Consider the following 15495-nt stretch of genomic DNA (forward strand, 5'->3'; position numbering starts at 1 on the left):
AACAACCACTTTTTTATTCAGGTGCGCGATTTTGAAATTCAAACTGCTGCAGGCCCTGGGCCTGACGATGTTGGCCGCTTCCACCCAAGCCTTTGGCGGCGTCACCCTGGACCGTATCGAGCAGAAAAAAGAGTTGGTCGGCGTGCTGATGGAGAGTTACCCGCCGTTTTCATTTCTCAATGAGCAGAATCAGCTCGACGGTTTCGACGTGGACGTGGCCAAGGCCGTCGCGCAAAAACTGGGGGTGAAGCTGCGCCTGGAAACGCCGTCGTGGGACGTGATCGCCGCCGGCCGCTGGAGCGGGCGCTATGACATTTGTATCTGCTCCATGACCCCGAGCAAGGCGCGTGCCGAGGTGTTCGACTTCCCGGTGCAATACTATGCCTCGCCCGCCGTGATCGTGGTCAACGCCAAGGATGATCGCATCCACGAAGCCAAAGACCTGAGTGGCAAGAAAGTCGGCCTCACCAGTGCCTCCAGCTACGAAAGTTATTTGAACAAGAACCTGGTGATCGAGGGCGCCGAAGATACCCAGATGCATTACCCATTCGAGGATGTGCAGATCGCCCCGTACGACACCGACAACGTGGCGTTCCAGGACCTCGGCTTGGGTGCGGGCGTACGCCTGGATGCGATCCTTACCAACCTGGTGACCGCGCAGCCGCGCCTGACGCAAGATAAACGCTTCAAGCTCGCCGGCACGCCATTGTATTCGGAGCCCAACTCGGTAGCCATCGAGAAAGGCGACGCGCAATGGGACAGCAAAGTGCGTGAGGTCTTCGCCGAGCTTAAACAGGACGGCACCTTGAGCAAGTTGTCGCAAAAATGGATCGGCGCCGATATCAGCCAATGAGCTTTCGTATACGGCTTTACCTGACCTGGGCGGTACTGTTTGCACTGTTTGCCAGTTTCTTCCTGAGCTTTGACCTGAAGTTCTCGATCATCCTCGACAAGCTGCCCAACCTGGTCGGCCTGCACCTGGCGCCCAACGGCTTTCTGCAAGGTGCGGCGCTGACACTGTTCCTGTGCCTGTGTGCCATAGTTGCGTCATCGGTGCTGGGCTTTATTACGGCGCTGGGGCGTCTGTCGAAAAGCGCAGTGGCGTTTGGCATTGCCAGTTTTTACGCCTCGTTCTTTCGTGGTACGCCGCTGCTGATCCAGATCCTGCTGATTTACCTGGGCCTGCCGCAGCTGGGCCTGGTGCCAGGCGCCATCGCCGCCGGAATCATCGCGTTGTCGCTGAACTATGGCGCCTACCTGAGTGAAATTTTCCGCGCCGGCATCCTCGGCGTTCCCCACGGTCAACGCGAAGCCGCGCTGGCCTTGGGCATGCGCGACAGGGCGATCTTCTGGCACGTCACCTTGCCCCAGGCGATGCGTACCATCATCCCGCCAGCCACCAACCAGTTCATCTCGATGCTCAAGGATTCGTCGTTGATTTCGGTGATGGGGGTATGGGAGGTGATGTTCCTGGCGCAGTCTTATGGTCGCTCCAGCTACCGCTATATCGAGATGCTCACCACGGCGGCGATCATTTACTGGGTAATGTCACTGGCCCTGGAGCTGATCCAGGCGCGCATGGAGCGGCATTTCGGCAAGGGTTATGTGCGCCGCGGTTGAAGCTCAGAACCTGTGGCGCCGTGCCTGGCCATGCTCAGTGATTTCATGGCCTGATAATGCTCTCAAACCCATGAGTTTTTAATCGCATCTCACCCAAGACAACTCCCGCAAGCCAGCGGTCACTGGCCTGACATTTATCGTCCCGCGCCCCCGCTAAATTCCCGGCCTCATTCATCAGAGGTTGGGAATTCATGCCCTTTACACTCCAAAGAATCGCGATAGTCATCAGCCTTGCGGCAGCCGCCAGTTTTCAACCGGTGCACGCGCGCGGCGATATCGAATACCGGTCGCCCTACGACGCCGCTCCCGCTCAGTGGGAGTTCATGTCCGGGTTCGGGGCCCCGCCCATTCCTCCGCCTTTCGACGGTTTCCTTACGCAGCAGGCCACCTCGCACAACGGTCTACAGGTCGCCAAGGTGCTGGAACCGGCCTTGATTGGTCTGGTTGAATCCGGCCAAATGAGCGCCGAAGAGCTCAAGGACATGCAGCAAAAACTCGACCAACTGAGCAAGCAGCCCGGAGGCATCGGCGCGGCTCTTGAACAATTGGCCGGTAGCCAAAACGCCAACCTGGCCGCCGCGACCCAGCGCAGCACACAACACCTGAGCAGCCAATTGCTCTCCACCTTGCGCACACTGCCTACTGACGACGCAGGCCACTTCTGGGTACAGGGCCTGGGTAATGGCGGCAGCCTTGATTCACAACACGGCAGTGCTGGCTTGAAACACGATACCCAAGGCCTGTTGCTGGGCGCCGACTGGGCAATCGACCCTGCCTGGCGGGTGGGTGTCATGGGCGCTAAGACCTCCAGTCGCTTCGATGCCAAGCGTTTTGCCGCCGATTTGGACAGCTGGCACCTGGGCGGCTATGCCGTGCGCCAGGATGGCCCATTGGCCCTGCGCCTTGGCGCGATCTACAGCAACCATGCCGGGCAGAACAAACGCAGCGTCAGCCTTTTGAATGCCACGGAGTCGCTCAAAGGCAGCTACAACGCCAGCAGTCAAACGCTGTTCTCTGAATTAGGCTATCAACTGGGCAATGACGACTCCAGTGTCGAACCTTTCGTTGGCCTCGGTTACCAGCGTTACCAGCGCGAACGCTTCAAAGAAAGCGGCGGCCTGACCGCGTTGAATGTCGGCCCACAGACCCAGCGAAACCTGAACAGCACCCTCGGCCTGCGCGTGGCGACGGTGTATCGGTTCGACAACAAGATGAGCCTCACGCCCCACCTGAGCACCAGCTGGAAACATCTCTATGGCGACGTCGACAGCCAGGTCCGCCAATCCTCGCGCCATGCGCCAACCATGATCGATGCATTCACCATCACGGGCACCGCCTTGGACCGCGACAGTCTGGACCTGCAAGCGGGTCTGGACCTGGCCTTCTCGACCCAACACAGTATCGGCCTGACCTATACCAGCCAAAGCGGCAACCACGGTCGCGACCAGGGTCTGATGGGTCAGTGGAAGATGAGCTTCTAGCGCTGCCGAACGCTCAATAGCGGGCAAAAAAAAGGGGAGCACCTGCCCCCCCGAGGATTAAACGTTAGTCTCGAAGGCTGTACTCAGCCTTCGATCTCGATCAGGATTTCGCCAGGGTTGACCCGGTCGCCCTTGGCCACATGAACGGCGGTCACCTTGCCGGCAATCGCTGCCTGCACTTCGGTTTCCATCTTCATGGCTTCGGTAATCAGCACGGCCTGGCCGGCCTTGACCACATCGCCTTGCTTGACCAGCACGTCGACGATATTGCCCGGCATCGCCGTGCTCACATGCCCCGGTTCGGTGGCGTGCTTACGTTTGCTGCCGCCGCTGCTGACAAACTCGTTGAGCGGTTCGAACACCACTTCTTCCGGCATGCCGTCGATGGACAGGTAGAAGTGGCGCTTGCCTTCGGCCTTCACCCCCACGCCGGTGATGTCGACGCGGTAGCTTTCGCCATGCACGTCGATGACGAATTCGGTCGGCACACCTTCGCCACCGGCACGGGCCACACCGCCGGCTTCCGGAATCGGCAGCAGCACTTCCGGTGCCAGGGTGCCCGCGTCGCGCTCTTCAAGGAATTTACGCCCAATGTCCGGGAACATGGCATAGGTCAGCACGTCTTCTTCGGACTTGGCCAACACGCCGATTTCGCCGCGCAGTTTGGTCATTTCCGGCTTGAGCAAATCGGCCGGACGCACGTCGATCACTTCTTCGCTGCCGATGGCCTGGCGACGCAGTTTCTCGTTCACGGTGCCAGGCGCCTTGCCATAGCCGCCTTGCAAATAGAGCTTCACTTCGTTGGTGATGGTCTTGTAGCGCTCGCCGGCCAGCACGTTGAAGAACGCTTGGGTGCCGACGATCTGCGAGGTCGGGGTGACCAGTGGGGGGAAGCCCAGGTCTTCACGCACACGGGGGATTTCGGCCAGCACTTCACTCATGCGATTGAGGGCGCCCTGCTCTTTCAACTGATTGGCCAGGTTGGAAATCATCCCGCCCGGCACCTGGTTGACTTGCACGCGAGTGTCGACCGCGGTGAATTCGCTTTCGAACTGATGGTATTTCTTGCGCACGGCGTAGAAATACAGGCCGATCTCCTGCAGCAGCTCCAGATTCAGGCCGGTGTCGAATTCGCTGCCTTTAAGCGCGGCGACCATCGACTCGGTACCCGGGTGGCTGGTGCCCCAGGCGAAGCTGGAGATGGCGGTGTCGATATGATCGGCACCGTTTTCGATGGCCTTGAGCTGGCACATCGCGGCCAAACCGGCGGTGTCGTGGGAATGGATAAAAATCGGCAGGCTCTGTTCGGCTTTCAGCGCCTTGACCAGCTCGCCGGTGGCGTACGGGGTCAGCAGCCCGGCCATGTCCTTGATCGCGATCGAGTCGCAACCCATGGATTCCAACTGCTTGGCCTGGGCCACGAAGGCCTCGACGGTGTGCACCGGGCTGGTGGTGTAGGCGATGGTGCCCTGGGCATGTTTACCAGCGGCCTTGACGGCTTCGATAGCCACGCGCAGGTTACGTACGTCGTTCATGGCGTCGAAGATACGGAACACGTCGATACCGTTAACCGCCGCCTTGGCCACGAAAGCCCTTACCACGTCATCGCTGTAGTGGCGATAGCCCAGCAGGTTCTGGCCGCGCAGCAGCATTTGCAGGCGCGTGTTGGGCAATGCGGCGCGCAGTTTGCGCAGGCGCTCCCACGGGTCTTCCTTAAGGAAGCGCACGCAGGCGTCGAAGGTTGCGCCGCCCCAGACTTCCAGGGACCAGTAGCCGACTTTGTCGAGCTTGTCGCAGATCGGCAGCATGTCGTCAGTGCGCATGCGGGTTGCGAGCAACGATTGATGGGCGTCGCGCAGGATAGTGTCGGTTACGAAAATCTTCTTGCTCATTGTTATATTCCTCACAGGCCTGCGTGGGCGGCGATGGCGGCGGCGATGGCCAGGGCCAGCTCTTCGGGTTTGCGCTTGATCGAGTAGTTGGTCAGCTCAGGGTGGCTTTCCACGAAACTGGTATTGAACTGGCCGCTGCGGAATTCCGGGTTGCGCAGGATTTCCTGGTAGTAGGCGGCGGTGGTCTTCACGCCTTGCAGGCGCATGTCATCCAGGGCTCGCAGGCCGCGGTCCATGGCTTCTTCCCAGGTCAACGCCCACACCACCAGTTTCAGGCACATGGAGTCGTAGAACGGCGGGATGGTGTAGCCGGTGTAGATCGCCGTGTCGGTGCGTACGCCGGGGCCGCCGGGTGCGTAGTAACGGGTGATCTTGCCGAAGCTGGGCAGGAAGTTGTTCTTCGGGTCTTCGGCGTTGATACGGAACTGCAACGCGAAACCACGGTGCTGGATATCTTCCTGTTTCACCGACAGCGGCAGGCCCGAGGCTATGCGGATCTGCTCACGCACGATGTCGATCCCGGTGATTTCTTCGGTGATGGTGTGTTCCACCTGCACCCGGGTGTTCATCTCCATGAAGTACACCTCGCCCTCGGCGAGCAGGAACTCCACGGTGCCGGCGTTCTCGTAGCCAACGGCCTTGGCGGCACGCACCGACAGGTCGCCGATATAGGCGCGCTGTTCGGGGGTCAGCTGGGGGCTTGGAGCAATTTCGATGAGTTTCTGGTTGCGACGCTGGATCGAGCAATCACGCTCGAACAAATGCACCACGTTGCCAAAGCTGTCACCGAGGATCTGCGCCTCGATGTGCTTGGGATTGACGATGCATTTTTCCAAAAACACTTCCGCCGAACCGAACGCCTTGGTGGCTTCGGAAATAACGCGGGGGAAGGCTTGTTCAAGTTCTTCGCGACTGTTGCAACGACGAATACCGCGCCCGCCACCACCGGAGGTGGCCTTGAGCATCACCGGGTAACCAATGCGATCGCCCTCGGTAAGCGCTTCGTGGATATCCGCAACGTTGCCTTCAGTACCGGGAGTGACCGGCACACCGGCCTTGATCATGCTGCGGCGCGCTTCTGTCTTGTCGCCCATGCGGCGGATGACTTCGGCCGATGGACCGATGAACTTAATCCCGCGTTCGGCGCAGATGTCCGCCAGTTCAGCATTTTCTGACAGGAAGCCGTAGCCGGGGTGCAGGGCGTCGCAACCGGTTTCCACCGCCAGGTTCACCAGCTTGCGCGGGTTCAGGTAGCCGGCCAGGGGCTCGGCGCCAATGCTGTGGGCTTCGTCGGCACGTTTGACGTGCAACGCGTGGCGGTCGGCGTCCGAGTAGACCGCGACCGAGCGAATGCCCATCTCGGCGCAGGCACGTACGATTCGTACGGCAATTTCACCACGGTTGGCGATCAGGATCTTTTTTATCACTTGGAAATTCCCTTGAGCCGATTGCTGCGTCTGCGACCCGATGGAGCTGGGTCGGCGCGTGACCAAATGTTTCATGACAGTCGCGAGACACACACTAAGCCTGCCAAGGGATTAACAAAAATCAATAATTATTGGGTCAAGCATAAGCAAAGACTTATAGTTGGCCGGATAGCCAGGAGTGAGGGGATGTAAATAATGCGTAAGTCACTGATGAGACTGACATTACGTCAATTGCAGATCTTTCATGAGGTCTGCGATCTGCGCTCCTACAGCCGCGCGGCCGAGGAAATGTCCCTGACGCAACCCGCGGTCAGCCTGCAAATTCGTCAATTGGAAGAGCTGATCGGCCAACCGCTGTTCGATTATGTTGGCAAAAAACTTTACATGACCGAGGCGGCCGAAGCCTTGCAGCGCGCCAGCCGAGATATCTTCGGGCGCCTGGAAAACCTCGACATGCAACTATCGGACATGCAGGGCTCGCTGCAGGGCCAGCTGAAACTGGCGGTGGAATCCAGCGCCAAGTATTTCGTGCCGCACCTGTTTGCCGCCTTCAAGCGCCAACATCCAGAGGTGCAATTGCACCTGACTGTGGTCAACCGCGCCCAGGTCATTCGCCGGCTTTCGGATAACCGCGACGATCTGGTGATCATGTCCATGGTGCCCCAGGACATGGGCCTGGAATTCCTGCCGTTTCTCAACAACCCGATTGTCGCCGTGGCGCCCCTCGACCACCCCCTGAGCCTGCAAGGGCCGTTGCGCCTGCAAGACCTGGAGCCTTACACATTGCTGCTGCGCGAACCGGGCTCCGGTACGCGTCTGGCCTGCGAAGAATACTTCAAGGAAAAACGCGTGCATTTCACCCAGACGGTGGAAGTGGCCTCGGCCGAGGCACAGCGCGAATGCGTGAGCGCAGGGTTGGGCGTGGCCCTGCTGACGCGTCACGCGGTCAACATGGAGCTGGCCACCGGCGGGCTCAAGGAGCTGCCGGTGGAAGAACTGCCGCTGTACCGCAGTTGGTGCCTGGTGCAGGCCAAGGCTAAACGCCTGTCACCGGTGGCCCATGCGTTCCTGGGCTTTATCCGCAGCGAAAGGGTGCAGATCAGCGCGTTGGCTGAGCGTTTCGCTGGGCGGCCACGGGTGCCTGCCAATGAAGTTCCGGGTAGTCCGTGATGCTCTGGAGCAACTGACGCTCTTCGCAACGGTCTTCGATGGCGCGACGGAACGCCATGCGGCGCTGGTCTTCCTGCTGACGACGGGTCTTGACGGTGCTGTTGCTGTCTTCGTAGTGCCGGGTCATTTGGAGTCTCCCAATGCGAGTACGGGGGAGTACAGGGTGGACGCGGGGGATGACGGGGCGATGACAGCCTGATGAAGATTCTGGACACACAATAGATTCCAATGTGGGAGGGGGCTTGCTCCCGATAGCAGTGGGTCAGTCAATGAATGGAGGACTGACACTCCGCTATCGGGAGCAAGCCCCCTCCCACATTTTTTACTGTGTACAATTTTTTAGTCGTCGAGGGCTTTGACGGATTTGGGCGACAGCCGCAGGCTGCGCAAGCTGCGCTTCACGCTCTTGAGGTGGTTGACCAGGCTAGGACCACGGGCCATGGCCACACCCATCGCCAGCACATCGATCACCACCAGATGAGCGATACGCGAGGTCAGCGGCGTATAGATTTCGGTGTCTTCATGCACATCGATCGCCAGGTTCACCGTGGACAGTTCCGCCAATGGCGTCTGGCTCGGGCACAGGGTAATCAGCGAAGCGCCGCTCTCACGCACCAGGTTGGCGGTGATCAGCAAATCTTTGGAACGACCGGACTGGGATATACAGATCGCCACGTCAGTGGGCTTCAAGGTCACTGCCGACATTGCCTGCATGTGCGGGTCGCTGTAGGCGGCAGCCGTCAGCAGCAGGCGAAAGAACTTGTGCTGGGCATCGGCCGCCACCGCGCCCGAGGCACCAAAGCCATAGAATTCGACACGCTGGGCCTGGGACATGGCGGTCACAGCCTTTTGCAGCTCCACCGGGTCGAGCTTCTCACGCACTTCCATCAGGGTATGCAAGGTGGTGTCGAAGATTTTCAGGCTGTAGTCGGCGACGGAGTCGTCTTCGTGGATCGCAAACTGACCAAAGCTCGCACCAGCCGCCAGGCTCTGTGCCAGCTTGAGTTTCAAATCCTGGAACCCGGAGCAGCCAATGGCGCGACAGAAGCGCACGATGGTCGGCTCACTGATGCCCACGCTGTGGGCCAGGTCGGCCATGGAACTGTGCATCACGGCCGCAGGATCAAGCAGCACATGATCGGCAACCTTGAGTTCCGATTTGCGTAACAGGTGGCGCGACTGGGCGATATGTTGCAACAGGTTCAAAGGGCAGGACTCTTGTTATTGGCAGGCGCCAGGGATGTAGCAAGCTTGTAGTTATACTACAAGAATTCTCGTTTTGCCCGTTCGATGCATCACTAAATCGCCCTGCTCCCCCTCTGGTTTCAGCGGGCAGGCGCTATGTAGCCATATATTCGGCCTACGCTGCGTTAAGAAAAATCTGCATTTTTGCGTAACAAATCCGCCAACCCTTCAGCCGGCATCGGCTGGCTGATCAAATAACCTTGCACTTCGTCGCACTGCTCACCGCGCAGAAATTCCAGCTGCTGCTGATCTTCCACGCCTTCGGCCACGACCTTGAGCGCCAACCCATGGGCCATGGCGATGATTGCACGGGTGATCGCCGCATCCTCACGTCCCTGGCCAAGGCCACGGATAAAGGTCTGGTCGATCTTCACGTAGTCCACCGGAATGCGCTTGAGGTAGCTCAGGGAGGAATAACCTGTGCCAAAGTCGTCGATGGCCAGTTTCACCCCCAGGTCGCGCAACTGCTGGAAGGTGGCGATGATGTGTTCAACGCTGTCGAGCAACTGGCTTTCAGTCAATTCCAGCTCCAGGTATTGCGGGTCCAGGCCGGTTTCTTCCAGGACCTGGCGCACCAGGCTGACCAGCTTGCCCTGGCGCAACTGATGCACCGACAAGTTGACTGATACCCGAATCGGCGCGAGCCCCTGGCGCTGCCACTCGCAAGCCTGCCAACACGCCTGGCGCAGCACGAATTCGCCCAACGGCACGATCAAGCCGGTTTCTTCGGCCAGGCCGATAAAGTCCCCGGGCGGCACCATGCCCCATTGCGGATGCTCCCAGCGGATCAGCGCCTCGGCGGCATTCAGCTTGCCGGTGGCCAGGCACAGTTTAGGCTGGTAGAACACACTCAGATGACGCTCCTCGATGGCTTTACGCAGGTGGTTTTCCAGCTGCAAACGCTCCAGGGTGCTGGCTTGCAGACTGTCGGTGTAAAACTGGAAATTATTCCCGCCCAAGTGCTTGGCGTGCTGCATGGCCATATTCGATTGGCTGACCAGCGCAGAAATTTCCCGCGCATTATCCGGCAGCAGACTTACCCCCATTGAGGCGCTGACCACCAGCTCATGCCCTTCCACTGTCACCGGTACACGCAGTTTTGCCAGCAGCCGCGTCGCCACCCGTGCCAGGCTCGACAGGTTGCCGTAGGCGTCGAAGAGCACGGCAAACTCGTCACCGGACAGGCGCGCAATGGTGTCGGCTTCAGGCAACGCGTTGATCAGACGCCGGGCCATTTTCTGCAATAACTGGTCGGCCACTTCATGGCCCAAGCTGTCATTGAGCAACTTGAAGCGGTCCAGGTTGATATGCAGCAGCGCCAGGCTGCGCCCGCCCTGACGCACCCGCTGGTGGGCCTCGCGCAGGCGTTCGCGAAACAGCGAGCGGTTGGCCAGGCCGGTCAGTTCATCGTAGTGAGTGAGGTAGCGCATACGCTCCTCGGATTCGCGCCGCGCCGACAGATCGGCGAAAAAACCCACGATATGACTGACGTTTCCCCGAACATCGCGCACTACGTTCAGTTGCAGCCACTGCGGGTAGAGCTCACCGTTCTTGCGCGTTTCCACCAACTCGCCCTGCCAGGTACCGTGGCTGAGCAGCGCCTGGCGAATCACCGGGAAGTGGCGGCGCGCATCGCGACTGCTGGGCAGTTCCACTACATTGCGGCCAAGCATGTCGTCGATGTCAAAACCGGTGACACGGCTGAATGCCTGGTTCACCGCGATCAGCACGTACTCGGGATCGAGGATCACGATGCCTTCGCTGGCCGCCTCGAACACCGTCGAGGCGAGCCGTTGCTGTTCTTCCAGCGCCTTACTGGCGCTGATGTCGCGGCGCGTGCCGAGCATGCGGGTCACGCGGCCGTTGGGCGCACGCTCCACCGCACGGCCACGGTCCTGGATCCACACCCAATGCCCGTCACCATGGCGCACCCGGTACTCCACCTGATAGTCCTCGCTACGGCCTTTGAGATGCTCCACCAGCGCACGCTTGAGCAGCGGCAGGTCGTCGGGGTGCAGGCGCGGCTTGAGATGGCTGAGCATCGCCGTGACGTACTCGGGCTCCAGGCCGAACAGCTCCTTGAGTTGGGTGTGGTGGACTTCGTCGGTTTGCAGGTTCCAATCCCACAGGCCCAGTTCGCTGGCTTGCAGGGCCATGGCCAGGCGCGCTTCGCTTTTATTCAGGGCAAGGCTGGCGGCATCCAGCTCCTGGCTGCGTCGCGCCACGCGGTCTTGCAGGCCGACCTGGGCCTCGCGCAAGTCCTGTTCAACCTGGCGGCGCTGCTCGACTTCGCGCACCAGCTCCAGGTTCAACTGCTCGCTGCGCTGCTGAGACTGTTGCAAATGCTCGATCAGGGCCTGGTTCTGGAATCGTCGCAACAGCCCGCGCTGGATCAGCCGGTTGACCTGCCAGGCCACCAGGCTCAGGGACGCCAGCAGGATCAGGCCGAGCACACCCCAGCCCTGCTGCTGGGCCGTGCCATTCCAGAACAGATAGACGATGGCCGGCACCAGGCACGGCAAGACAAACGACAGGAAGGCCCACAGGCTCACGGCATAGGCCACGCTGGCCGACAATGAAGCGGCGCCGATCAGGCCAAACACCCAGGCCTGATGCATGAAGCTGTCGGCAGGTACCAGGGCGATGGCCGCGACGGACAGGGTCAAGCCACTGACCGCCGAACCGAGCATGAACATACGCCGCCACACCGGCTGGGCCTGACGGCTAGGCATCGCCGAATCAAAGGCTGCCACCTGAATCACACGCATCGCCACCAGGGCCAGTAGCCAAAGCAGCCAAATGCTGTCGAGCAGGTATTGCTCGGGGTTCCACAGCAACCAGGCACAGACCAGGCCGTTGACCAACATCAGCAAGGTCGGCAGCAGCGACCCCTGATATAGCAGGCGTGTACGCTCGACCGCCATTTGGGTTGCATAGTGTTTACGGATGACCTGCGCTGGCGCCGCCAAGGGGCCGAACAGGTCGGTGCTAAGGGTCATAGGCGGTGTTCTTATAATGGTGAGCCCGAAACGTCGACGGAGCATACACAAGCAAGCGCCTGCACCAAACTGCTCCAGGTCATAAAAACCCCGCCAGGATCGGCCGCAAACCTTTGGCCCAGACAGCTTGAGCGAGACGCGGCGCGGGCTGCGGCCGGTGACCAACCGGTCATCCCTCACGGCGCAATGTTTGCCCGCGCGGTAGTGTGCGGGATGTTTTGCGTCGACCATCTGGCATTGGGATTTGCCCGAGCACCCTTAGGCCCATAGAATGCGTCGATGCGCGATGATCTCTCTCTTTTGCTGAACTCCCTCAACGATGCCCAACGCCAGGCCGTAGCGGCCCCCGTTGGCCGTCAGTTGGTCCTGGCCGGTGCTGGCTCCGGTAAAACCCGAGTGCTGGTGCACCGTATCGCCTGGTTGATCCAGGTCGAAAACGCGTCCCCGCACTCCATCCTGTCGGTGACCTTCACCAACAAGGCCGCTGCCGAGATGCGCCATCGCATCGAGCAGTTGATGGGCATCAGCCCGGCCGGCATGTGGGTGGGCACCTTCCACGGCCTGGCACACCGCCTGTTGCGGGCGCATTGGCAGGAAGCGGGGCTGAGCCAGACCTTCCAGATTCTCGACAGCGATGACCAGCAACGCCTGGTCAAGCGCGTGATCCGCGAACTGGGCCTCGACGAACAACGTTGGCCGGCGCGCCAGGCCCAGTGGTTTATCAATGGCCAGAAGGACGAGGGCCTGCGTCCGCAACATATCCAGGCCAGCGGCGATTTGTTCCTGGCTACCATGCGCAGCATTTATGAAGCCTACGAGGCGGCTTGCTTGCGCGCCGGCGTGATCGACTTCTCCGAGCTGTTACTGCGCGCCCTCGACCTGTGGCGCGACAACCCCGGTTTGCTGGCCCATTACCAGAAGCGCTTCCGCCACATCCTGGTGGATGAGTTCCAAGACACCAACGCCGTGCAATACGCCTGGTTGCGCCTGCTGGCCAAGGGCGGCGACAGCCTGATGGTGGTGGGCGATGACGACCAGTCGATCTACGGCTGGCGCGGCGCGAAAATCGAGAACATCTACCAGTACTCCGAAGATTTCCCGGACGCGGTGACCATTCGCCTGGAGCAGAACTACCGCTCCACCGCCGGGATTCTCAAGGCCGCCAATGCCTTGATCGCCAACAACACCGGGCGCCTGGGCAAAGAGCTGTGGACCGACGGCGGCGAAGGCGAGGCGATCAACCTGTACGCGGCGTTCAACGAGCACGATGAAGCGCGCTACGTGGTGGAAACCATCGAAAGCGCGCTGAAAACCGGCCTGGCGCGCAGCGATATCGCGATTCTGTACCGCTCCAACGCCCAATCGCGGGTGCTGGAAGAAGCCTTGTTGCGCGAACGCATCCCCTACCGTATCTATGGCGGCCAGCGCTTCTTTGAACGGGCGGAAATCAAGAACGCCATGGCCTACCTGCGCTTGCTGGAAGGCCGTGGCAACGATGCAGCCCTGGAGCGCGTGATCAATATCCCGGCCCGTGGCATCGGCGAGAAAACCGTCGAAGCGATCCGCGACCATGCACGCCATGCCGATGTGTCGATGTGGGAGGCCATGCGTTTGCTGATCGCCAACAAAGGCCTGACCGGCCGCGCCGCCGGGGCGCTGGGTGTGTTTGTCGAGCTGATCGAGAACCTGGCCGCCAAGTGCGCAGAAATGCCCCTGCACCTGATGACCCAGACCGTGATCGAGCAGTCCGGGCTGATCGCCTATCACGAAGCGGAAAAAGGCGAGAAAGGCCAGGCCCGGGTAGAAAACCTTGAGGAACTGGTCAGTGCCGCCCGCGCCTTCGAAAACACCGAGGACGACGAAGAGCTGACGCCGCTCGCCGCCTTCCTGGGCCACGCGTCGCTGGAAGCTGGCGATACTCAGGCCGATGAGCACGAAGACAGCATCCAGCTGATGACCTTGCACAGCGCCAAGGGCCTGGAATTCCCCTACGTATTCCTGGTGGGCATGGAAGAAGGCCTGTTCCCCCACAAGATGAGCCTGGAAGAACCCGGCCGCCTCGAGGAAGAACGCCGCCTGGCTTATGTAGGCATTACCCGGGCGATGCAGAACCTGGTGATGACCTATGCCGAGACCCGACGCCTGTACGGCAGCGAAACCTACAACAAGGTGTCGCGCTTTGTACGTGAAGTGCCGAAAGGGCTGATCCAGGAAGTGCGCCTTTCCAACAGCGTCAGCCGCCCGTTCGGCGGTGGACAGCAGCAAAATTCCAGCACCATGTTCGCCGGTTCCGAAATTCCGGAAACCCCGTTCAGCCTGGGCCAGCAGGTCAGGCATGCGATCTTCGGCGAGGGCGTGATCCTCAACTTCGAAGGCGCCGGTGCCCAGGCGCGGGTGCAGGTGAACTTCGCCGAAGGCAGCAAGTGGCTGATGATGGGCTATGCAAAGCTCGAAGCGGTCTGACACCCTCCCCTGTAGGAGCGAGCTTGCTCGCGAAGAACGTCCAGACAACGCGTTCATCCAGAATGCCCGCGTTATCGTTGACGGTTTTCGCGAGCAAGCTCGCTCCTACTGAGAGCGGCTCAACATGCAGGTTACGGGCCCGCTCTTGTTTTTAACAAGCGCGGGCCAATATCTGTAATACGTCCTACAGACCATTCGGATTCGGTCTTACGCAAAAGCCCGAAACATTATGCCGCTAGCCACTGTCACGACACCTGTGCAACATGGCGCGCGTGCAATCCACAAATGGGAATTCCCTTTATGAAACGTTTTCTTAGCATCGCCATGGCGTTGTGCATCGGCTTGACGATGAGTCTCGACGCCAACGCCAAACGCTTCGGTGGCGGCAAAAGCTCAGGCGCGGCGCCGACTCACCAAACCAGCCAGATGGCTCCAACCGCCGGTGCCGGCGGTGCAGCCGCCACTGCGGGCGCAGCCGGTGCCGCTGGCGCTGCAGCCAAGGCCGGCGGTGCTTCGCGCTGGCTGGGCCCCCTGGCCGGTATCGCTGCCGGTGGCCTGCTCGCCTCCATGTTCATGGGCGGCGGCTTCGAGGGCATGCAGATCTTTGACATCCTGATCCTGGCCGTCATTGCCTTCGTGATCTTCCGCTTTATCGCCGCCCGTCGTCGCAAGCAGCAGGAGCACCTGGCTCCAGCCGGCGCGCCCATGCAGCGTGAAGTATTCGAGCAGAAGCCTGCCATGGGTTCGATCTTCGGTGGTTCGGCAGCACCTGCCGCTGCCGCCCGTCCGGTGATCAACGCACCGGCCTGGTTCAACGAAGAGCGTTTCGTCGAAGCGGCCCGCAGCCACTTCCAGTCCCTGCAACAACACTGGGACGCTAACGAAATGGACAAGATCTCCGAGTTCGTGACCCCGCAATTGCTGGAGTTCCTCAAGCGCGAACGTGCCGAGATCGGTGACGCGTTCCAGTCGACCTACATCGACGACCTGCGCGTACAACTGGACGGTGTGGATGATCGCGCCGACAAGACCATCGCCACCCTGACCTTCAGCGGCGTGTCGAAGACCTCGCGCTTCGACCAGGGCGAAGTGTTCAGCGAAAGCTGGAACATGGAACGTGCCCAGGGCGAGGACCAGCCATGGCTGGTGGCAGGTATCCGCCAGAACGGCTGAAACCCGCTCGTTTGAGCAAGCGGTA

At 60.6% G+C, this 15495-nt stretch carries 11 protein-coding genes; 6 read left to right on the forward strand and 5 right to left on the reverse strand.

Annotation, left to right across the window (positions count from 1 at the left end; translation table 11 throughout):
• The first annotated feature begins 31 nt into the window (after nt 1-31).
• From QYQ93_RS00540 to QYQ93_RS00550, 3 genes are all read left to right on the forward strand, one after another.
• Nucleotides 32-853 (forward strand): ABC transporter substrate-binding protein, encoded by an 822-nt coding sequence (locus QYQ93_RS00540; protein WP_338476034.1) that lies wholly within the window; start codon nt 32-34, stop codon nt 851-853.
• Nucleotides 850-1620, forward strand: a complete 771-nt coding sequence (locus QYQ93_RS00545) for an amino acid ABC transporter permease (protein ID WP_043048161.1) — start codon at nt 850-852, stop codon at nt 1618-1620. Before QYQ93_RS00540 ends, QYQ93_RS00545 begins: the two co-directional genes overlap by 4 nt.
• A 191-nt stretch (nt 1621-1811) precedes the next feature.
• Entirely contained in the window at nt 1812-3101 is a 1290-nt protein-coding gene (locus QYQ93_RS00550; RefSeq protein WP_338476037.1) for an autotransporter outer membrane beta-barrel domain-containing protein, read from the forward strand.
• A gap of 83 nt (nt 3102-3184) precedes the next feature.
• Here QYQ93_RS00550 and oadA read toward each other — a convergent pair whose 3' ends face one another.
• Both oadA and QYQ93_RS00560 read right to left on the reverse strand, forming a co-directional pair.
• On the reverse strand, nt 3185-4993 hold the full coding sequence (oadA, locus tag QYQ93_RS00555) for a sodium-extruding oxaloacetate decarboxylase subunit alpha (protein ID WP_338476039.1): 1809 nt from the start codon (nt 4991-4993) through the stop codon (nt 3185-3187).
• An 11-nt stretch (nt 4994-5004) separates the two neighbouring features.
• Complete coding sequence (locus QYQ93_RS00560; protein ID WP_003195732.1) at nt 5005-6420, reverse strand: acetyl-CoA carboxylase biotin carboxylase subunit; 1416 nt, start codon at nt 6418-6420, stop codon at nt 5005-5007.
• A gap of 195 nt (nt 6421-6615) precedes the next feature.
• On the opposite strand from QYQ93_RS00560, the gene QYQ93_RS00565 reads away from it, so the two are divergent.
• Nucleotides 6616-7590, forward strand: a complete 975-nt coding sequence (locus tag QYQ93_RS00565) for a LysR family transcriptional regulator (RefSeq protein WP_043048165.1) — start codon at nt 6616-6618, stop codon at nt 7588-7590.
• Here QYQ93_RS00565 and QYQ93_RS00570 read toward each other — a convergent pair.
• From QYQ93_RS00570 to QYQ93_RS00580, 3 genes are all read right to left on the reverse strand, one after another.
• The gene (locus QYQ93_RS00570) at nt 7520-7717 is read right to left on the reverse strand and encodes a PA3496 family putative envelope integrity protein (RefSeq protein WP_080889045.1); all 198 of its coding nucleotides are present in this window, start codon (nt 7715-7717) and stop codon (nt 7520-7522) included. The genes QYQ93_RS00565 and QYQ93_RS00570 overlap by 71 nt on opposite strands.
• 212 nt (nt 7718-7929) lie before the next feature.
• Complete coding sequence (hexR, locus tag QYQ93_RS00575) at nt 7930-8796, reverse strand: transcriptional regulator HexR (RefSeq protein WP_003177007.1); 867 nt, start codon at nt 8794-8796, stop codon at nt 7930-7932.
• 164 nt (nt 8797-8960) lie between these two features.
• Entirely contained in the window at nt 8961-11834 is a 2874-nt protein-coding gene (locus QYQ93_RS00580) for an EAL domain-containing protein (RefSeq protein WP_338476042.1), read from the reverse strand.
• A gap of 279 nt (nt 11835-12113) precedes the next feature.
• On the opposite strand from QYQ93_RS00580, the gene uvrD reads away from it, so the two are divergent.
• Together uvrD and QYQ93_RS00590 are read left to right on the forward strand one after the other, a co-directional pair.
• Nucleotides 12114-14297: a DNA helicase II gene (gene uvrD / locus QYQ93_RS00585; protein ID WP_124380010.1), complete on the forward strand. Its 2184-nt coding sequence runs from the start codon at nt 12114-12116 to the stop codon at nt 14295-14297.
• A 300-nt stretch (nt 14298-14597) separates the two neighbouring features.
• On the forward strand, nt 14598-15470 hold the full coding sequence (locus QYQ93_RS00590) for a Tim44 domain-containing protein (protein ID WP_043048169.1): 873 nt from the start codon (nt 14598-14600) through the stop codon (nt 15468-15470).
• Nucleotides 15471-15495: the final 25 nt, after the last annotated feature.

It is taken from the genome of Pseudomonas khavaziana, assembly GCF_036704165.1.
GTDB lineage: Bacteria > Pseudomonadota > Gammaproteobacteria > Pseudomonadales > Pseudomonadaceae > Aquipseudomonas > Aquipseudomonas khavaziana.

Bases quoted from the DNA above. Each gene is read 5' to 3' on its own strand.
- QYQ93_RS00590 (WP_043048169.1), top strand. From the start codon at position 14,598: ATGAAACGTTTTCTTAGCATCGCCATGGCGTTGTGCATCGGCTTGACG.
- QYQ93_RS00545 (WP_043048161.1), top strand. From the start codon at position 850: ATGAGCTTTCGTATACGGCTTTACCTGACCTGGGCGGTACTGTTTGCA.
- QYQ93_RS00570 (WP_080889045.1), bottom strand. From the start codon at position 7,717: ATGACCCGGCACTACGAAGACAGCAACAGCACCGTCAAGACCCGTCGT.
- uvrD (WP_124380010.1), top strand. From the start codon at position 12,114: ATGCGCGATGATCTCTCTCTTTTGCTGAACTCCCTCAACGATGCCCAA.
- QYQ93_RS00580 (WP_338476042.1), bottom strand. From the start codon at position 11,834: ATGACCCTTAGCACCGACCTGTTCGGCCCCTTGGCGGCGCCAGCGCAG.
- QYQ93_RS00565 (WP_043048165.1), top strand. From the start codon at position 6,616: ATGCGTAAGTCACTGATGAGACTGACATTACGTCAATTGCAGATCTTT.
- QYQ93_RS00550 (WP_338476037.1), top strand. From the start codon at position 1,812: ATGCCCTTTACACTCCAAAGAATCGCGATAGTCATCAGCCTTGCGGCA.
- oadA (WP_338476039.1), bottom strand. From the start codon at position 4,993: ATGAGCAAGAAGATTTTCGTAACCGACACTATCCTGCGCGACGCCCAT.